Annotated in this window: 19 protein-coding genes; 8 read left to right on the forward strand and 11 right to left on the reverse strand. The window is 63.8% G+C overall.

All coding sequences use genetic code 11. The annotated features are described in order from the left end of the window. The 4 genes from ligA to V474_RS09045 form a co-directional block, all read right to left on the reverse strand. Entirely contained in the window at positions 1-411 is a 411-nt protein-coding gene (ligA, locus tag V474_RS09030; protein ID WP_059151174.1) for a protocatechuate 4,5-dioxygenase subunit alpha, read from the reverse strand. Then, a complete protein-coding gene (locus V474_RS09035; protein WP_059151175.1) occupies positions 408-1,433 on the reverse strand; it encodes an amidohydrolase family protein in 1,026 nt (341 codons plus the stop codon). Before V474_RS09035 ends, ligA begins: the two co-directional genes overlap by 4 nt. A 3-nt stretch (positions 1,434-1,436) precedes the next feature. Continuing rightward, entirely contained in the window at positions 1,437-2,294 is an 858-nt protein-coding gene (locus V474_RS09040; RefSeq protein WP_059151176.1) for an NAD(P)-dependent oxidoreductase, read from the reverse strand. Between the two features lie 79 nt (positions 2,295-2,373). Further along, on the reverse strand, positions 2,374-3,546 hold the full coding sequence (locus V474_RS09045; RefSeq protein WP_059151177.1) for a LysR family transcriptional regulator: 1,173 nt from the start codon (positions 3,544-3,546) through the stop codon (positions 2,374-2,376). Positions 3,547-3,645: 99 nt separating this feature from the next. On the opposite strand from V474_RS09045, the gene ligK reads away from it, so the two are divergent. The 4 genes from ligK to V474_RS09065 all read left to right on the forward strand — a co-directional run bounded on the left by ligK (position 3,646) and on the right by V474_RS09065 (position 8,239). Beyond that, on the forward strand, positions 3,646-4,320 hold the full coding sequence (gene ligK / locus V474_RS09050; protein ID WP_059151178.1) for a 4-carboxy-4-hydroxy-2-oxoadipate aldolase/oxaloacetate decarboxylase: 675 nt from the start codon (positions 3,646-3,648) through the stop codon (positions 4,318-4,320). Beyond that, the gene (locus V474_RS09055) at positions 4,313-5,365 is read left to right on the forward strand and encodes a 4-oxalomesaconate tautomerase (RefSeq protein WP_059151179.1); all 1,053 of its coding nucleotides are present in this window, start codon (positions 4,313-4,315) and stop codon (positions 5,363-5,365) included. Before ligK ends, V474_RS09055 begins: the two co-directional genes overlap by 8 nt. Next, positions 5,358-6,233, forward strand: coding sequence for an amidohydrolase family protein (locus tag V474_RS09060; RefSeq protein ID WP_059151180.1), 876 nt, complete (start codon positions 5,358-5,360; stop codon positions 6,231-6,233). Before V474_RS09055 ends, V474_RS09060 begins: the two co-directional genes overlap by 8 nt. A 128-nt stretch (positions 6,234-6,361) precedes the next feature. Then, complete coding sequence (locus tag V474_RS09065) at positions 6,362-8,239, forward strand: bifunctional sugar phosphate isomerase/epimerase/4-hydroxyphenylpyruvate dioxygenase family protein (RefSeq protein ID WP_059151181.1); 1,878 nt, start codon at positions 6,362-6,364, stop codon at positions 8,237-8,239. A 96-nt stretch (positions 8,240-8,335) separates the two neighbouring features. Here V474_RS09065 and V474_RS09070 read toward each other — a convergent pair whose 3' ends face one another. The 5 genes from V474_RS09070 to V474_RS09090 form a co-directional block, all read right to left on the reverse strand. Then, a complete protein-coding gene (locus V474_RS09070) occupies positions 8,336-9,262 on the reverse strand; it encodes a shikimate dehydrogenase (RefSeq protein WP_059151182.1) in 927 nt (308 codons plus the stop codon). Positions 9,263-9,293: 31 nt separating this feature from the next. After that, on the reverse strand, positions 9,294-10,613 hold the full coding sequence (locus V474_RS09075; protein WP_236710981.1) for an MFS transporter: 1,320 nt from the start codon (positions 10,611-10,613) through the stop codon (positions 9,294-9,296). A gap of 229 nt (positions 10,614-10,842) precedes the next feature. Further along, positions 10,843-11,766 (reverse strand): LysR substrate-binding domain-containing protein, encoded by a 924-nt coding sequence (locus V474_RS09080; protein ID WP_059151483.1) that lies wholly within the window; start codon positions 11,764-11,766, stop codon positions 10,843-10,845. A gap of 90 nt (positions 11,767-11,856) precedes the next feature. Then, complete coding sequence (gene acpA, locus V474_RS09085) at positions 11,857-13,542, reverse strand: acid phosphatase (protein WP_059151184.1); 1,686 nt, start codon at positions 13,540-13,542, stop codon at positions 11,857-11,859. A 250-nt stretch (positions 13,543-13,792) separates the two neighbouring features. After that, positions 13,793-14,569, reverse strand: a complete 777-nt coding sequence (locus V474_RS09090; RefSeq protein ID WP_236710991.1) for a MucR family transcriptional regulator — start codon at positions 14,567-14,569, stop codon at positions 13,793-13,795. A 128-nt stretch (positions 14,570-14,697) separates the two neighbouring features. On the opposite strand from V474_RS09090, the gene V474_RS26955 reads away from it, so the two are divergent. The 3 genes from V474_RS26955 (at position 14,698) to V474_RS09095 (ending at position 16,033) form a co-directional block, all read left to right on the forward strand. Beyond that, positions 14,698-14,952: a diguanylate cyclase domain-containing protein gene (locus V474_RS26955; RefSeq protein ID WP_407938320.1), complete on the forward strand. Its 255-nt coding sequence runs from the start codon at positions 14,698-14,700 to the stop codon at positions 14,950-14,952. Further along, the gene (locus tag V474_RS26535; protein WP_236710993.1) at positions 14,949-15,071 is read left to right on the forward strand and encodes a GGDEF domain-containing protein; all 123 of its coding nucleotides are present in this window, start codon (positions 14,949-14,951) and stop codon (positions 15,069-15,071) included. Before V474_RS26955 ends, V474_RS26535 begins: the two co-directional genes overlap by 4 nt. A 65-nt stretch (positions 15,072-15,136) precedes the next feature. Then, positions 15,137-16,033, forward strand: a complete 897-nt coding sequence (locus V474_RS09095; protein ID WP_059151186.1) for a pirin family protein — start codon at positions 15,137-15,139, stop codon at positions 16,031-16,033. A gap of 10 nt (positions 16,034-16,043) precedes the next feature. Here V474_RS09095 and V474_RS09100 read toward each other — a convergent pair whose 3' ends face one another. Then, positions 16,044-16,973, reverse strand: coding sequence for a LysR family transcriptional regulator (locus V474_RS09100; RefSeq protein WP_059151187.1), 930 nt, complete (start codon positions 16,971-16,973; stop codon positions 16,044-16,046). Positions 16,974-17,088: 115 nt separating this feature from the next. Here V474_RS09100 and V474_RS09105 point away from each other — a divergent pair, with 115 nt between their 5' ends. Next, complete coding sequence (locus V474_RS09105; RefSeq protein WP_059151188.1) at positions 17,089-17,787, forward strand: pirin family protein; 699 nt, start codon at positions 17,089-17,091, stop codon at positions 17,785-17,787. 45 nt (positions 17,788-17,832) lie between these two features. Here the strand turns inward: V474_RS09105 and V474_RS09110 are convergent, their stop codons facing one another. Continuing rightward, positions 17,833-18,555: a YncE family protein gene (locus V474_RS09110; RefSeq protein ID WP_407938321.1), complete on the reverse strand. Its 723-nt coding sequence runs from the start codon at positions 18,553-18,555 to the stop codon at positions 17,833-17,835. Positions 18,556-18,988 lie beyond the last annotated feature (433 nt).

The following is an 18,988-nucleotide window of genomic DNA, read 5'->3' on the forward strand; positions in this document are numbered from 1 at the left end:
TCAGCGCTGCTCCTTGATGGACCGCACCCCTTCGGGCGAGCGGCCGCCGGCATTCATCATCGCCGAGTATTCTTCCACGCTCATCCCGGTCATGGTGCTGACCGCCTGCAGAAAGCTGAGGCCGTCGGTCGAGAAGACTTTGGCCAGAAAATAGATGTTGCCGCCAAGATCCAGCAGCAGGTTGTAATCGCGCGCAAGCACGGCTCCCTTCTGGTCCTGCGTCATCGGCCATTCGTTGAGATAGGCGGCTTCGTCGGCCAGCCACCGGGCCCGGTTTTCGGCCTTCATGAGGCTCATCGCGAACTGGTTGAGGTGATAGCCTCGCCGTGCCCGAGCGGCGGTATAGACCCGCGTGCCTGGGATATCCTCGAACTCGCCAAGGTATTCGTGTATGTCGCGCGAGCCGCTCACAGGCCTCTGGCCTTGAGCTGCGCGTCGAGGCGCGGGAAGACCGTGCGGCTATTGCCCTCGAAGATGGCGCGGCGTTTCTCTTCAGTGATGTCCAGCGCGTCGATATAGCGCTTGGTGTCGTCGAAGTAGTGGCCGGTCTGCGGGTCGATCCCGCGCACCGCGCCGACCATCTCTGAGCCGAACAGGATGTTCTTGTTGTCGATCACGTCGGCCAGCAGGTTCACCCCGGGCTGGTGGTACACGCAGGTGTCGAAGAACACGTTCTTCATGATGTATTCGTCGAGGCTCGGCTTGTTGAGCATGTCCGCAAGGCCCCGGTAGCGACCCCAGTGATAGGGCACCGCGCCGCCGCCGTGCGGGATGATGAAGCGCAAGGCCGGGAACTTCGCGAACAGATCACCTTGCATCAGCTGCATGAAGGCGATTGTATCCGCCGCGATGTAGAAGCCGCCGGTGGCGTGCATCGCCGGGTTGCACGAACCCGACACGTGGATCATCGCCGGCACGTCCAGTTCGCACATGACTTCGTAGAGCGGGAACCAGTATTCGTCGGTCAAGGCCGGATGCTCGAAGTGGCCGCCGCCCGGATCGGGGTTGAGGTTGCAACCGATGAAGCCCAGTTCCTCTATGCAGCGGCGCAGTTCCCGGATACTTCCGGTCAGGTCCGCCTTGGGTGATTGCGGCAACATGCATACACCTACAAAGGTCTCGGGGAACATCTCCACCACTCGGGCGACAAGATTGTTGCAGTGGAACGCCCATTCCTGGGAGATCGCCTGGTCGCCGACGTGGTGCGCCATTGCGCTGGCACGGGGCGAAAAGATCGTAAGGTCGGCGCCGCGCTCCTTGATAAGCTTCAGCTGGTTCTGCTCGATCGTCTCGCGGATTTCGGCGTCGGAAATCTCGGGGTAGGCGGGGATTGGCTCGCCTGCATTGAAGGCGGCGACCTGCGCCTCTCGCCAGGCGTCGTGGGCCTTGGGCAGGACGGTGTAGTGGCCGTGGCAGTCGATGACGAGGCTCATGGCTCAGTTCTCTCCGGTCGATGTTTCATGGACCGCGGCCAGTTTGGCGTCGTAGCCTGCAGGCGGCGGATTGATCTCGCGATCTCCCAGCATTTGTTGCCAGTTCACGGTGTTTTCGGTCATCATCGGCGCAATTCCGAGGTCGCGCAGCATCTGGGCAGCTTCGGCCATTTCAGCGGCGCGGCGGCGGCCGTGGACCATCATGCGATCAAGGTTGTAATCGGCGAGCTGGGCCCAGTTAAGCGCCTTCTTGCTGGCATCGAGCGAGGCCAGAACATCGTCCGCCACGCGCTCTGCATGGGCCGCCATCATCATCTCGGCCGTCAGGGCTTCGATGCCCTTGACCATGACCGATCGCACCAGCTTGATCGCCGAGGCGCGGCCGATCGCATCCCCCACCACGGTGGTTTTCGTGAAGCCTAGGCCGCACAGGCCTTCGCTGGCTCTGGCGGCGTCTGGGCCGGAAATGTTGAGCGGCACGGCCATGTGCGCGGGGTTGACCGGAGCCATTACCGCCACATCGACATAGCGCCGCCGGGTCTTGGCAAAGGCTTCGGCCGCCGTTCGCTTGGTGCCGGGCGCGACCGAGTTCATGTCGCAGAATAGTGCGTCCGGGGCGATAAGCCCGGCGCATTCGCGGGCGACCGCCAAGGCTTGGTCCGCGGTTACTAGCGAGAGTACAATGGCGGCTCCGCCAAGCGTCTCGGCGATATTGGTGCAGAGCGTGACGCCGTGTGCTTCGATTGCGGCGCGCCGGACGGGCGCCACATCGAAGGCGGCGGCGCGCGAACCCCAGCCTGCGGCGCGGGCGAATGTCGATCCGGCCTCGCCGAAACCGATCAGGGCGATGGAACCTGTCATGCGGTCTGCCTGCCCCGATGGTGCATTCTGGGCAAATCGGAACTGCCTATTAGCGATAAGCTATGTCTAATTGTTTATTTCAGGGCCGGCCGCCGTCGTCGTGCGCAGCAGCTTCCAGATCGGCGAAAAACTCTGCCTGAACTTCCGTCGGGCGCAGGGAGGCGCGGGTGGTCATGCCGATTGTCCGGGCGAACTGCGCAGGCAGGCGCGCCAGTTCGCTGAGCCATCCGGCCTCGATCTCCACCTGGACCTGATCGGGCGATAGTAGCGCCAGTGAATTTCCGCCCATCATCACCTGCCGGATCATCATCACCGAGCCACATTCGACCGGGACTTGCGGCAGCGGCAGGTGGTGCGCAGTGAAGTAGCGGTCGAAACTGTCGCGCAGTGGCGTACCGCGCGGGGGCAGGGTGAAGGGATAGCGCGCCATTTCGGCCGGAGTGATCGGCGTTCCGGGCAAGGTGCGCGCCAGCGGATGGCCGCGCCGGGCGAAGACGGCTGGCACGTCCTCGAAAAGGGGATTCTGCAGCAGGTCGGTCTCCACCAGCGGATCGCGCAGTGCGCCGACCATCACGTCGAGGACACCGCTGCGTAGAGGCTCGACCAGTTCGGCGCGCGATCCCTCAACGATGGTGAGGCGCACTTGCGGTCGCCGGGTAAGGAAGCGGGCGACGGCGGCAGGCAGTATCCGCGCGCGGGATAGCGGCATGGCGCCGATGGAAATGCGCCGCGTTTCGTGACCGCGCAAGGCCTCGATTTCGGAGAGGCCGGCTTCCAGTTCGACTTGTGCCAGCCGGAACTCACGGGCGAGTTGGGTGCCGGCCTCGGTCGTAATGACTGACTTGCCACGGCGCACCGCCAGCGGACGGCGCAGCGCCAGTGCCAGGTCGTTCACCGCGCGGTGGATCGAGGGTAGCGACAGTCCGGTAGCGATGCTGGCGCCCGCATAGCTGCCAGTTTCTGCCAGCGCGAGCATGGCGCGCATGCGCGACATTGTGACATGCGGGCTGCGGATATGCGCCAGCGCGGCCTCGATCCGGGGGCTGAGGATTTCTCCGGCGCTGGTTGTCATCATGCCGTCGTGACGGCGTTCGAACAGCGGCAGGCCCAGCTGTACTTCAAGTCTACCCAACGCCTGTGTTATCGCAGGCTGGCTGAGGTTCACGGCCAGCGCAGCGGCATTCACCGTGCCCAATTGCGCGATTTGTCCCACTGCACGCAGGTGCCGCAGGTTCAGGCTCCATATCTCCATGTTCTCATTCTTAGCCAAATCCTATCGCACTTGCCAAAGTTCTCTTTCCCGCGCCGCACCGCATCCACCATCTCGGGATAAACAGAAGGAGTGCATGGCATGGGTGGTATCGTCGTCCAGAACATCGAGCGTGCGGACCCGGCAGTGATTGACGGCCTCGCCCGGTGCGGCGTCGCAACCGTCCACGAAGCGCAGGGCCGCACCGGCCTGCTCGCCAGCTACATTCGCCCAATCTATCGCGGTGCGCGCATCGCCGGCTCAACCGTGACCATCAGCGCGGCGCCGGGCGACAACTGGATGATCCACGTCGCCATCGAACAGTTGAGGGAAGGCGACATCATGGTGCTCGCCCCGACTTCCCCTTGCGAGGATGGCTACTTTGGCGACCTGCTCGCCACCAGCGCGATCGCGCGTGGTTGCCGGGGTCTGGTGATCGATGCCGGCGTGCGCGACGTGCGTGATCTGACCGAGATGGAATTCCCCGTCTGGTCCAAGGCCATCTACGCGCAAGGCACCGTCAAGAACACTCTGGGCAGCGTCAATGTACCCCTCGTGTGTGCCAATGCGCCGGTGCAGGCGGGCGATGTGATCGTCGCCGACGACGACGGCGTCTGCGTAGTTCCCCGTGAGAAAGCCGCGCAGGTCCTCGCCGCAGCGCAGGCCCGCGAAGCCAACGAAGGCGAAAAGCGCGACAAGCTGGCCTCCGGTATCCTGGGCCTCGACATGTACAAGATGCGCGAACGTCTGGAAAAGGAGGGCCTCAAGTATGTCTGAGGTACCGTGCATGTGGATGCGGGGAGGGACGTCCAAGGGCGGCTATTTCCTCAGGGACGATCTGCCTGCGGACATTGCAGAGCGCGACGCGTTTTTGCTCGGCGTGATGGGCTCTCCGGACGCGCGCCAGATTGACGGCATGGGCGGCGCCGATCCGCTGACCAGCAAAGTCGCCGTGGTCAGCAAGTCCACGCGCGATGGGATCGACGTTGATTATCTGTTCTTGCAGGTTTTCGTCGACAAGGCCCTTGTCTCGGATCAGCAGAACTGTGGCAACATTCTCGCCGGCATCGGTCCTTTCGCCATCGAACGCGGGCTGGTCGAGGCCACCGGCGATGAAACCCGCGTCGCCATCTTCATGGAGAACACCGGGCAGGTCGCGGTCGCCACCGTACAATCGCCTGGCGGGCTGGTGACCTACAAGGGCGACGCCGCGATCGACGGTGTTCCGGGCAAGCACGCGCCGATCCCGCTGGAGTTTCGCGATACCGCCGGTTCCTCTTGCGGGGTGCTGCTGCCCTCAGGCAACGCGGTCGATGTGGTGAACGGAGTGCCGGTTACCCTGATCGACAATGGTATGCCCTGTGTGGTGATGAAGGCGCAGGATATCGGCGTCACCGGTTATGAGGACCGGGACACCCTTGATGCCGACGCCGAGTTGAAGGCACGGATGGAGGCGATCCGCCTTGCCGTGGGCGAGCGAATGAACCTGGGCGATGTTACCGACAAATCGGTACCCAAGATGATGCTCGTGGCACCGCCTCGCTACGGCGGCGCGGTGACCGTGCGCAGCTTCATCCCGCACCGCGCCCATGCCGCAACTGGCGTGCTCGGCGCGGTTTCCGTCGCAACGGCATGTCTGATCGAAGGCTCACCCGCCGCCCAGGTGGCGCAGGTCCGGCCTGGTCCGCGCAAGATCCTCTCTGTCGAGCACCCGACCGGCGAGATGAGCTGCGTGCTCGAAACCGACGAAAGCGGCGCCGTTGTCACCGCCGCCTTGTTACGCACCGCGCGCAAACTGATGGATGGAAACGTCTATGTCTGACCGTATCGTTTCATGGCACGGCAATCCGTCGAAGCCCCTCTATACGCCGCCCGCCGGCGCGATCGACGCGCATTGCCATGTCTTCGGGCCGATGGCGCAGTTCCCGTTCAGCGCCCGGGCGAAGTACCTGCCGGAAGACGCCGGTCCGGACGTGCTGTTCGCCCTTCGTGACCATCTGGGCTTCGCGCGCAATGTCATCGTTCAGGCGAGCTGCCACGGCACCGATAATGCCGCTACACTTGACGCGATCGCCAGATCGCAAGGCAAGGCGAGGGGTGTCGCCGTGGTCGACCCGGCGATCTCCGAGACCCAGCTTGCAGCCATGCACGAAGGCGGCATTCGCGGCATCCGCTTCAACTTCCTCAAACGACTTGTCGACGATGCGCCAAAGGACAGGTTCCTTGAAGTCGCCAGCCGTCTGCCAGAAGGCTGGCATGTCGTGATCTACTTCGAAGCCGATATCCTCGAAGAACTGCGCCCCTTCATGGACGCGATCCCGGTGCCGCTGGTGATCGACCATATGGGCCGCCCTGACGTAACCCAGGGACCAGACTGCCGCGACATGAAGGCCTTCCGCGGTCTGCTCGATTCCCGCGACGACATCTGGTTCAAAGCCAGCTGCCCCGACCGACTTGACGGGGTGGGTGCTCCATGGAACGCATTCGCCGATGCGGTCGCGCCGCTGGTATCGGACTATCAGGACCGCGTGATATGGGGCACAGACTGGCCGCACCCCAACATGCAGGACGATGTTCCTGACGACGGCCATCTAGTCGACATGATCCCCCGTATCGCGCCGACCGCAGCATTGCAGACCAAGCTCCTCGTGACGAACCCGATGCGGCTCTACTGGCCCGAGGAACTCTGAATTACGCCGTGCCGGCGGAATGCCGCGTCACCTATAACACCAAGGCATGGTAAAGTGCGTCACAGCCGGTTCAACTGGCTTCTCGCCGGGCCGATATCGGAGCTGTAACCGTTTCGAGGAAGGTCTCCATGCCCAACGCTATCGCTACCGTCTCGCTACGCGGAACGCTTGAGGAGAAGCTCAAGGCCGCCGCCGACGCGGGCTTCGACAGCGTCGAGATCTTCGAGAATGATCTGATCGGCTCGGCTTTGCGGCCTGCGCAAGTGCGCGGGGTTATGTCCGATCTCGGGCTACACTGCTCGCTCTACCAGCCGTTCCGCGACTTCGAAGGTATGCCCGGCGACTTGCGCACCCGCGTCATGGACCGGGCCGAGCGCAAGTTCGACCTGATGGGCGAACTGGGCACGGACCGTATCCTCGTCTGTTCCAATTGCTCCCCCGTATCGCTGGGCGAGCGTGCCCGCATCGTCGACGATTTTCGCGAACTGGGAGAACGGGCCGCCGCACGCGGCATTCTCGTCGGCTACGAAGCGCTCGCCTGGGGCCGCCACGTTAACGATCACCGCGATGTCTGGTCGATCGTGAAAGAAGTCGACAACCCTGCGATCGGCATTATCCTCGACAGCTTCCATTCGCTTGCGCGCCGCGTTCCCAGCGAAAGTATCCGCGATATTCCAGGCGACAAGATCGTCTACGTTCAGCTTGCCGACGCACCGTTGCTCGACATGGACCTGCTTTATTGGAGCCGTCATTTTCGCAACCTTCCCGGACAGGGCGGGCTGGACTTGACGGGCTACGTCGCGGAAATCCTGCGCACCGGCTACGAGGGGCCGCTTTCGCTGGAGATCTTCAACGACCGCTTCCGATCGATCTCCTCGCGCCTTGTAGCGCAGGACGGGCGCCGCTCGCTCGAATCCGTGCGGGACGCCGCCAAGCGCCTGCTGGACCGGCCGACGGACATGCCTGCACCGCAAGCCCCGCTGGGCGCCGAATTCGTCGAGTTCACCGCCGCCGGTGACGATATGGCAAGGCTGGGCGATACCTTCGGAACGCTGGGTTTCTCGCATGTCGGCAGCCATCGCACCAAGAAGGTGACCCGCTGGCGGCAGGGCAACGTCAACCTTGTCATCAATGCCGAACCGAAGGGTTTTGCACGCTCTTACCGCATCGTCCACGGCACCTCGATCTGCGCCATCGGCGTCCGTGTGAAGGATGCCCAGGCCGTCATGGACCGCGCCGCCGCCCTCGGCATTCGTGCCTATAGCCCCGAAGGCCGCCCCGGCCGCATGGCCATGCCGGCCTTGCGCGGCGTCGGCGGCAGCCTCGTCTATCTCGTCGAGGATGACGGCGCGGAAGCACTCTGGACCCGCGAATTCGATGCCGTGCCCGCACCGGACCTGACCGACGATGCCCGCGTCTGCAACATCGATCACTTGGCGGCAGTGGTCCACAACGACGAGTTCCTGTCCTGGCAACTTTACTGGCGCGCCCTATTCGGATTGGAAGGGCGCGACGCGAACGATGTGATCGACCCATCCGGCCTCGTCCACAGCCAAGCGCTCCAGTCCCCTGGCGGCGCGTTCCGCCTGACGCTCAACGCCTCCGACGCACGCGAGACACTGTCCTCCCGCTTCCTTGCACAAGGGATGGGCGGGGGCTTCCAGCACGTCGCATTCGCCAGCGACGACCTGTTCACGACTGCAGCCGTCACCCGCCAACGCGGCGCGGCGATGCTGGAGATTTCGGAAAACTACTACGACGATCTCGCCGCGCGCTTCGGGTTCGAAGAGGAAGCGGCCACGCGCATGGAACAGGCCGGTATGCTTTACGACGAGGACGGCGATGGCAACGCCTATCGCCAGCTCTACAGCCGGGCATTCGACAAGCTGTTCTTCTTCGAATTCGTCGAGAGGTGCGGAACTTATACCGGGTACGGAGCGCCTAACGCCGGGGTTAGACTGGCGGCGCAGAACCGATTTCGCGACGTTCAGGAGGTGATGGAATAGATGGGAGCCCCCAGTCCATCACCCTGATCGCTTCGTGTCCACGAAGTGGTTGCAGTTTCGTTCGTGCGCGCATTGGAAGGGGTTCTGCGGTGGCGGCTATCTGATGCGGAACGCGCTTCGTGACGGGGAAGGTCTCTGCGCCGGCCTTGCGCTGGCGGCGGCGAAATCGGCGAGCATACGCAGGGTGTCCGGTTTGCGCCCGGTGAAGAGGGCGAAGGCATGGGCGGCCTGCATCACGGCCATTCCGCCGCCGTCAAGCGTAGCGCAGCCCAAGGCTTTTGCGGCTTTCAGAATCTCGGTTTCCAGAGGAAAGTAGATGATGTCCGAAACCCACATTTCGCTTGAGAGTAGTGCGGGATCGAAGGGTAGTCCGGGGTGGCTGAGCATGCCGACGGGCGATGCCTGAACGACGCCATCAGTGCCGGAGATCGCATCTTCGACGGTCGATGCGGCAATCACCTGCGCCTCGGGGAACAGCCCGGACAGGCGCTCCACCAGAGCTTTCGCGCGGGCTGCAGCGGGGTCGAAGATGGACAGATGGCGGGCGCCAAGGTCGAGGTGGGCATAGCCTACCGCTGCTGCCGCGCCGCCTGCGCCGATCATGGCTACCCGGCAGCGCGGCAAGCTGCCCAGACCGGCGAGAAAGTGGGCGCGGTAGCCCGACCAGTCGGTGTTGTCGCCGATCATACGACCCTGGCGTAGCAACACAGTGTTGACCGCGCCGAGGCGGCGGGCAGCATCGGAGAGTTCGTCCATCAAGGGCAGGACCGCGTTCTTGAAGGGATGGGTGACGTTGAACCCGTCGAACCCGATCCTTGCCAGCATGTCCAGAAACTCGCCGAGGTCGTTTCCGAAGCCGATCACTTCGCTGTCCAGAATGCGGTAGACGAGCGGCAGTCCCATGGCCGCCGCTTCGCCTTCGTGCATGGCGCGGCTGCGCGATCCGCCGATGCCGGTGCCGATCAGGGCGCAGAGAGTGGACGAGCGCGAGGCGCCCGTGGCAGCCACCGGGGAATGGAACATGAAAAACGATCCTTTGAAAGGAGAAAGGCGCTCAGTCCTCGGCCGGGAGACGGATCAACGAGGCGCACAGTCCTGCCAAGACCGCCGGAACCGCGAAGATCACGAAGATCACAGGCAGCGCTACTTTCTCCGCCAGCAGAATTCCGCCCAGCATTGGCCCGATCACCGCGCCGATGCGGCCCACGCCCATCGCCCAGCCAAGCCCGGTGCTGCGGACCTCCGCGGGGTAGAATCTGGTGGCGAGCGGGTAGCAGCCGTTGAAGCCGCCCTGGATGAAGGCGCCGATGAGAAAGGCGGTCGACAGCGTTGCGGCGATCGGCATGGACACGGCGCCAAACACGACGAGGGCTCCGGCGGCCAGCACCATGTAGATCAGGATCAGGCGGCGCAGGTCGATGCGCGATGCGGCAAGGCCGATCGAGGTAATGCCGATGAAAGCCCCGATGTTGTAGATCGCCCCGGCATAGATGGCCTCGGTGGCGGGCAGTCCGGCCTCGACCGCCAGCTTGGGAATCCAGCTGATGACGAAGTAGAGCGTCATGAAGCCGAAGATCGTCGCCATCCACAGCAGCAACGTGCCACGGGTGCGGCCTGCACCAAGTACGCCGCGCAGGCCGATCTGGCTCTTTTCCGCGATGCGGAGTTCGGGAAGGGCCTCCAGCGGGGGCCGGCCGATCGAGACGAGCAGTTTGTTGGCGCGGGCAAGGGCGTTGCGGGGCTGGTTGGAAATCAGGAAGTCGACGGATTCGGGCAGCAGCAGCCACACCAGCGGCAGGGCGGCCGCGCACAGGATAGCCGCGCCCAGCAGCATCGCCTGCCATCCGTGAAGGTCGATCTGATGAGCAACCACGAAGCCGGTAACAGTCGCACCGACCGGGTAGCCCGCCTGCAGGAAGCCGACTGCGAAGGTGCGGTGCCGCGCAGGCGCATACTCTGCAGTCAGCGCCGCCATGCTGGCAAGCACGGTGCCGATGCCGATGCCGACGATAAAGCGCGAGACGATGAGTTCAGTGATGGATCCGGCCAGCGCCGATCCGAACATCGCGGTCGCCATCATCACCAGCGAGGCGAGTATCAGCTTGCGGCGGCCGAAGCGGTCGGCCAGCGGGGCGATGAGCAACCCACCTGCGGCCATGCCGGCAAGGCTGGCGCTGAATACGACGCCGAGATTTTCCGGGCTGATCTGCCAGTCGGCCGAAAGCGCCGGGGCAATGTAGGAGAGGATCAGCACGTCCATACCGTCCAGCATGTTGAGTACGAAACAGATCGCCACGATGAGGACCTGGCGCAGCGTCCAAAAATCGCTGCCCTGCGCAATACCCCCGGTCGTGCCCCGTTCGGTTACAGTCACATAGGGCCGCACGGATACTGATCCGGCTGCGGAATAACTGGGCATTGTAACGCCTTTCCCCATCCTCTTGCGGCGCTTGATGCGCGCCTTTGCAGTTCCTGGCGATCGGATTGCGACGTGGCCGCTCCGATGCCGACATCCTCAGGGTGCGATTTCGCACCGGTATTGGCCAGAGCACCCAACGATGTGATTCATGCCCTTATGTTATATCCTGCCATTATATTATCCGTTATGGCGGCGGCATTGCGGAAAGGGCGGGCGCTCTTGGCAGGTTCAGCAGAATGTTACGCGCTATTTCCTCGAAAGTTTCGCCGACCAGGGTTCGCGCGGTGTCTAGGTTGCGGCTGACGTAGACCGGCAGCACGCCCGGCGTCTCGAACTCCAAAAAACGCACGGTATCGGCATGGGCCTGCATGGCGGTGAAACTGTCCACCAGAGCGATGCCCATGCCATTGGCGACGAAGGCAACGGCGGTTTCTGCGAAGCGCACGTAAGTGGCCACTTCCAGCTCTTCGCCGGCGTCTGCGTACATCTGGGCGATAATTCGCCCGTGCGGCGTATCGCGGCGGAATGATTGGATGCGCTCACCGCGAATATCGGCGACCGTGATGCGCTCGCGTTCGGCGAGCGGGTGTCCGGCCGGAACCGCGCAGACCATGCGCCCGCTGCCGATCCGGCTGGACAGCACGTTTGGGTGGTCGATGGGGAATACCGTCATGGCATAGTCGCCGCGCTGGAGCGCCAGCCAGTCCACCGCCTGCTCGACCGAGAGAATGTCGAACTGGATCGTCAGCCCCGGATAGTTGCCGGTAAGCCGCGAGAGCATCTGCGGCACCATCGAATGGCCCAGCGAAGGCGATGCGCCAACGGCAAAGGTACGGTCTTCCCCCTTGGCGAGCCGCTGGACGATATGTTCTAGGTCGCTGAAACCTTTGTAGATCTGTTCGATCTCGTCGAACAGAACGCGGGCCTCGGGCGTGGGAACAAGTCTGCCGCGGGTGCGATCGAATAGACGGAAGCGTAACTTGTCCTCCATGTGGCCAAGCATGCGGCTGAGGCCGGGCTGCGATGTGCCCAGCATGCGCGCGGCGCCGCTCACCGTCTTGGTGATCATTACGCCGCGAAAGATCTCGATCTGCCTGATAGTCAGCATGAACTTCGCTAGCATGGCGTCAGATGGTCGCCAACCGGGATACGCAAGGCGGTGTTTGGCGGGCTTGCCACTCCGCCCCGGCGAGCAGCGTTAAAGGTCGAGCGCCGCTGTCAGGTCGCCCGGCGCAACACCGCCCGCCGCGATCATGGCCTGTTCGCGCATGAGAAGGCCGGGCAGTTTCTCCAGCCCGAAGCGCCGGGTGAGAAAGCGCGAGATCGAGCCGGTGTCGTAAACAGTATGATCCACCGTCCCGCGGCGCGCATGGGGCGAGACGACGACGGCTGGAATACGCGTGCCAGGGCCCCACCGGTCTCCCTTTGGCGGCGCGACATGGTCCCACCATCCGCCGTTCTCGTCGAAGGTGATGACCACCATCATGCGCTCCCACTGCGGGCTGGCGCGCAGGGTGTCGATCACGGCGGCAAGGTGGCGGTCACCGGCATCGATGTCCGAGTAGCCGGCGTGCATGTTGAGGTTGCCTTGCGGCTTGTAGAAGCTGACCGCAGGCAGGCGCCCCGCTTCGGCATCGGCAAGGAAGTGGTTGGTGCGTGCGGTGCTGCCTTCGCCGGCATCGCGCAGGTGTTCCTCACGGTCTTTCGTGCCCGGCGCGAAGCGGCCGTAATAGTTGAAAGGCTGGTGGTGAGGCTGGAAGTTCGGACGCGAGGGGAACTGCATGGTGTTGCCATTACCGCCCAGCGCTGCATTCCAGCCGCCAGCGTACCATGCCCAACCGATCCCGCGCGCCGAAAGGACATCGCCGATCGTCTTGTGCTGCTGCGGCACCAGCGTGTGTGCGCTCGACCAGTCGGCATACCCCGGCTTCGCGGGGTCGAGCTGGTAGGTCGGCGCGTAAGGCGGGAGCATGGTGTTTACCGCCCAGAAGTCAGGCGAGAGCGTGCTGGGCGCAAAGCTGGCGGGCCCGTCCATCGCGCTGGCCGATGTTTTTGCCGCCAGCTTGAGCCGGATGCCGGTCGGGTCTGCGCCTTCGATCTGCGCGATGCTCTTGGCGGGCGGGCCCTTGTCAGCATCGGGATAGAAGGGCGGCTGCGCGGCGATCAGGTATTGGTGGTTGAGGAACGAGCCGCCGAAAGCGCCCATGAAAAAGTTGTCGCACAACGTGAACTCGCGTGCAGTCTGCCACAGGCGCAGCTGCGCCCGGCTGTCACCGTAGTGCCCCATGACCAGCGCGCCGCTGTCGCCCCAGGCGACGAAACCATCGTTGCGTCCGCCGTTGATCTGCCACTGGTTCTGGTAGAATGCATGGACGAGATCACGCGTCACCACGCCCTGAGGCAGCGGATCGCCATCGGGGGTCTTAAGCGCGAAGGGAGCGTTGGGCAGAAGCGGCAGGTCGTCCGGGCCGATGGCGTATTCGGTGTGTTCGACCACCTGTTTGTCCGGGACGAGGCCTTCCCAGATCTTGGGCAGCTTGTCGAATGGCTTGCCGTCACGGTCGCGCTGTATGCAACGGTCGGCAGGGACGGAGGCAAGTGGCTGCTCCAGGCCCGGGAAATCGGCGAAGAGATTGTTGAAGCTGCGGTTTTCGGCATAAATCACCACTACCGTGTCGATCGCTTCGCGCAGTCTGGTGTCGCTGACAGGGTGGGTAGGTCGCTTATGGGTTGCGCGTGCGTCGCGCGCCGGGGCGGCAGTAGCAGGGCTGCCTGCCGCAGCGGCGGCTCCCAATGCGGCCAGGCCTTCGAGGAACTTGCGCCGGTCAGCCTTGAGGGGAGGGGGAGTGAGAGGCGTTGAGTGGTCGGAATCGTGCTTGGACATGGCGTTCCTCGGCAGTGCGGTGCAGCCCTCGACAGGCAGTGCGCGCCGCTTGTGGCGAGGACACCCGCTACGTCAATCGCAAATGCCGCAAGCGTCATGCATGACCGGGCACGGGAAGGGGCCGGGTTGTTGTCGGCTAATGCCGATGCCTAAATATCGAGAACTTCATGCACGCTTCGCGATACATGCGAAGACGTGCGCGGGAGCCGGAAACCGGCCGCCACACTGGTACGTGTCAAGCGCTTGTCACTCACGCTTCAGGTGCGCTTTTCGGCCTCGCCATCCGGGCGCGTCGTGCCTTCGGCTCGGCGGTCGTATTGGCCGGGGCCATGGCGGAGGGTTCGGGTGCGTTTGCCGGTGAATCTTCGATGGTAGCTTTTGCCTTGGCGCGGCTCGGCTTAGCGGGAGCATCCGCTACGACAGTCGCCTCGGCATTGGCAGGGGGCACCGTCTTGACCTTGGGCGCGCTGGGCTTTTTCGATGCGCTGGCTTTCGTAGCCGCCTTTGCCTTGGGAGCGGCAGCGGGAGCAGGGGCGGCTTCGGCGGCCGGTGCCGCCACCGTCGACGCGGCGGACGGACGACGACCGAGGCCCAGGCGCACGGAAACCTCCCGGCGCATTTCCGAATAGGCCGGGGCCACAATCGGATAGTCTTTGGGCAGGTTGTAACGTTCCCGATATTCGGCGGGGGTCAGACCATTGCTGGCAAGGTGGCGCTTGAGGGTCTTGTAAGGTTTGCCGTCGATCAGGCTGAGCAGATGATCCCGCGAAGCCAGGCTCTTGCGCACACTCACGGCTGGAACATATTCGGGCACCGATACGGGATCGGGTTCCACCTGGCCGGTAAGCGCTGCCCTGGTCGTCTGGATCAGGCCGGCAAGCTCAGTACTCGCCACAATGTTGTTGGCCACATAGGCACTCAGGAGTTGCACCGTCAGAGTGGTAAGATCGAGCTGTTCGGTTTCTGGCATGAGTTTCTCCCGGAAAGTGCCGCATCGTATTCGCTGTATTTCGATCAGCGAACCCAATTGATGAGCGGACCATTGATTACCAGCACACGACAGGGCTGCTCGTCAACGCAAATGACCATTTGCAGCGCCCTACGGACACTTGGACGCACCATCGCCTGTATTGGAAGCCATTTGCGGGCGGCGTCTTGCGGTCTTCGACCTCGACGATTTCAAGCAGATCGACGACTGGTACGGCCCACGCTGCGGGCGACCTTGTGTTGGCCCGCTTCGCCGCGATCCTGCGCTTCGGCATGCGCGAAGGAGACCTGATCGCCCGGCCCGGAGAAGAGGAGTTCGCGTATGCCAAACGATCATGCGTTCGGTGTGCTAGCGTCTTCGCAAGCGCCCCGAACAGACATCCGTGTAGGACGCATCTGGCGCAGTTATCCGCACGACGGTGAGCGTCGTCATCGTGGGCCTCATTCCCGGACAGGACAGCAGCGACGCGATTAAGAATGCGGATGGAGCCCTGTACCGGGCCAAGCAGTCGGGCATGAACCAGTGCGTCGATGTGGCCTGAGTGATGGGCCATGTGCGGTCGATTTTGCGTGGTACGTGCTGCTTTCCTGGCTTATGCAGTAAGCCATGATTGAAATGGTGATAGAACAGCGTCGGCGCAGTCTTGGCGGAGGGCTCGACGTCGGCCGCGTCCTGCCTTTCGCGAAGCGGCGCATGGTGGGGCCTTTCGTGTTTTTCGACCACATGGGACCGCTGGACGTGGCCGCAGGCGCGCCGCGCAGCCTGGATGTGCGCCCGCATCCGCATATCGGCCTGTCGACCGTGACATACCTGTTCTCGGGCGAGATCGTTCACCGCGACAGCGTCGGTTCGCATCAGGCGATCCGCCCTCAGGAAGTGAACTGGATGACTGCGGGCAGCGGCATCACCCATAGCGAGCGCTTCGAGAAAGCGCGCAGTGTGGGTGATCATCTGCATGGTATCCAGGCCTGGGTGGCCTTGCCCGATAGCGACGAGGAAACTGCGCCGTCCTTCTCTCACCATGCCGGGGACGACCTGCCACAGTGGAGCGATGCCGGAGTTTGCGGCCAGCTGATCGCGGGCAGTGCCTATGGCCTCACCGCCAGCGTGCGTACGCATTCACCGCTGTTCTACGCACACCTCGACATGGATGCCGGCGCCGAGGCCGAAATCCCCGTGGGCCATGCCGAGCGCGCGGTCTATATCGCGACCGGGGCGATCGAACTGGACGGCCAGCGCTATGGGGCAGGGCAGATGCTCGTGCTTGGCGCCGATGCCTCGCGCATGACGGCGGCCGAGGGTTCCACGGTCATGGTGCTGGGCGGTGAGCCGGTGGGGGAGCGTTTTCTCTACTGGAACTTTGTCTCGTCTTCGAAGGACCGGCTACGGCAGGCCGCTGCCGACTGGGATGCAGGCCGCATGAAGCTGCCAGATGCCGACGATCAGGAATTCATCCCCTTGCCCGACGATCCCTTCCTGAAACCGCCGCCGGCGATGTCATGATCGCGTAAGGTCAGATATCGGCCATTTCCTCCAGCTCGCGGTCGCCTGCGCCGAGGGTCACGAACTGGTCGAGCAGCCACGAAGCCGCCGGGCCAGGCGGCGTGTCGCGGCGCCAGATGCCGGAAAACCGGTAGGTGCCGCCGATGTGATCGGGCATGACGAGCCGGACCAGCGTGCCGGCCATCAGGTCGCCCTCGATCATCTGTAACGGCATGTTGCCCCAGCCGATGCCCTGCCGCAGCAGCGCGTGCTTTGCGCCAAGGTCCGCGAGACGCCAGGTCTTGGGACTGACCACCGAATAGTCCTGTCCTTCGGTGAAGCGCGAACGATCGGTCAGCACCAGCTGAATGTGTTCGCGCCCGGCACCCGGCGGGATCAGTGTCATCTGCCCGAGCGGATGATCCGGCGCGGCGACAGGAACCATCGGCACGGAGCCCGCGAGCCGGCTCTCTATCCCCTCGACCCCGGCAGACAGCGGCCCCGAAAGGCCGATGACGCTTGTCCCGTCGAGCACCATGGCAGTTACCGCGCCCAGCGCCTCGACATGGAGGCGTAGTTGGACGGTGGGAAACTGCGCTGCGAAATCGCGCAGGACCTGCCCGAGCCGCTCGGCAGGGAGCATGACGTCTACTGCAAGGTCGACTTCGGCTTCCAGCCCGTCGAGCAGGCCTTTCACCGTGGCGCGCAGGCCGTCGATCCCCTGCGCTACGCTGCGGGCCTCGGCCAGCACCGCGCGGCCGGCAACCGTCAGCTTGGGCTTGCGGGTGCCTTCGCGCTCGAACAAGGTCAGGCCCAGCTGCGTTTCGAGATTGGCGATGCCATAACTGATGACCGAAACCGCACGATTGAGCTTGCGCCCGGCGCCGGCGAAGCTGCCGCTATCGACGATCGCCAGCAGGATGCGCAGCTGATCCAGGGTGGGGGTGCCGGGATTGTTCACTTTTCTATTTCCTCGAACAAACTGCGCAATTTTATCTCTCTGACCAAGAAAGTCGGGGGAGTCTAGATAGGTCTCAACGGGACGCAGGATGCGCCCCTCCACCGGAGACCTTACCATGATCGAACTTCGTCCCTTCGACAGCCTCGGCGGCGCAAACCACGGTTGGCTGGACGCCAAGCACCACTTCTCCTTCGCCGATTACCACGATCCTTCGCGTGTGAACTGGGGCAACCTGCGGGTCTGGAACGACGATACCATCGCGCCGAAGACCGGCTTTCCGCCGCACCCGCACCGCGACATGGAAATCATCACTTACGTTCGCGAAGGCGCGATCACCCACGAGGACGACCTTGGCAACAAGGGCCGTACCGAAGCGGGCGACGTGCAGGTGATGTCTGCCGGCACGGGCGTGCGCCACTCGGAATACAACCTGGAAGACGTCACCACGCGCATCTTCCAGATCTGGATCATCCCCACCCGTAGCGGCGATGCGCCCGCATGGGGCGCCAAGCCCTTCCCCAAGGGTGAGCGTTCGGGCAAGTTCGTGACCCTCGCCTCGGGGTACGAGAACGACAACGACGCCTTGCCGATCCGCACCGATGCCCGCATCGTCGCGGCCACGCTGAAGGCCGGCGAAACAGCGGAATATCCTATCGGCAAGGACCGCAAGGGCTACCTGGTGCCCGCGACCGGCGCTGTCACGATTGGTGACATCCGCGTCAATGCGCGTGACGGCGCGGCGATCAGCGACCTCGATGTGCTGAGGGTGACCGCGATCGAGGACAGCGAAATCGTTCTGGTCGACGCCGCCTGATCTGAAATGAAAGCCATGCCGCCTCGAACGGGGCGGCATGGCTGTTTATCGGTGCCGGCCGACCACCGCCGGCATGTCGCTCGCGATGACTTCGTTCGCGCCGCGGCCGATCGACCAAAGGCGGCGGGATACCTTGGGGTCCCAGTCGATCGCCTGCCCCGGCGTGGAGATGCCGAGCGTTTCCTCCAGTTCCAATCGCGAACCTGCTTCGGGCAGTTTAAGTGCATAGACTTCGGGTCGGTCGTGGCCGGTGGCGTAGATCAAGCCATCCTTGCCCCAGCTGAGGCCCGAGCAGCTCTTGGGCGCCATGCGACCGAGTACTTCCTCAGGGAAGGCCCAACTTGCCTCGGCGCGGAACTGGTCGTCCATGCGTACCAGCATGGTCTGGCGATAGTCGCGGCCCGGTTGTCCGCCCTTGCCTTCGTAGTTGGCGAAAACCGCCCACCACTTACCGTCATGACGATCCATCACGGTCAGCGATCCGGGGCCAAATCCCAGGCTGACGCTGCGGATGTGCTTCAGCGTGCGAGTGTCGAATATTTCCACCGCACTGGTCTGCGGCACTGCCGGATAGTTGGAGGCGGCGCATACCAGTTCCGTTTCGGCTACGGTGCAGCTGTTCATGTGCGGGAACAGGCGGGGGTCGCCTTGCCACTGCGTCACTTTTTCTCCCGTTGCGATCCGGTATTTACCGATCCGGTCGTTGTCGATCGCATAGATATAGATGCCGTCGGATGCAGCGCCCTGGTGCGCTTCAGCCGCCGTCATGCGCATCGCCACCGGGGCGGCCGGCGGAGAGGGCCTGTCCGCAGCTGAGGCCGACTGGGCTTGAGCAGCAGGCCCGCCAAAAATTGCAGACAGGCTAACCGCGCAAGATACCAACCAGTTCATAAAAGGCCCCTCGTTGTCGAAGGCGCGTTTACGTCCGGCATGCTACGCTAATGTGGCATGCAGCCGCCTTGCGCGTTACAGTTTCTTGTAGGCGTCGGCCTGGACTTTGCCCCCCCGTAATCGATGCAATCTGGACGAACCACCGGCACGGTGCTGCGAAATCGCCGCTTACACTCCCGTCGCTAATGTCCGAGCGGCGAGCATGAGGCGGGGGTGGGTTCCAATGCGCCCGAACATGCCTATATGGGCCGTGCGGCGCGCCCACGCAGATGGACGGCCCGGTTTGGGAGAGGCGATCAGAATTCTCGAA

This window comes from Novosphingobium barchaimii LL02, assembly GCF_001046635.1.
In the GTDB taxonomy this organism is placed as follows: Bacteria; Pseudomonadota; Alphaproteobacteria; order Sphingomonadales; family Sphingomonadaceae; genus Novosphingobium; species Novosphingobium barchaimii.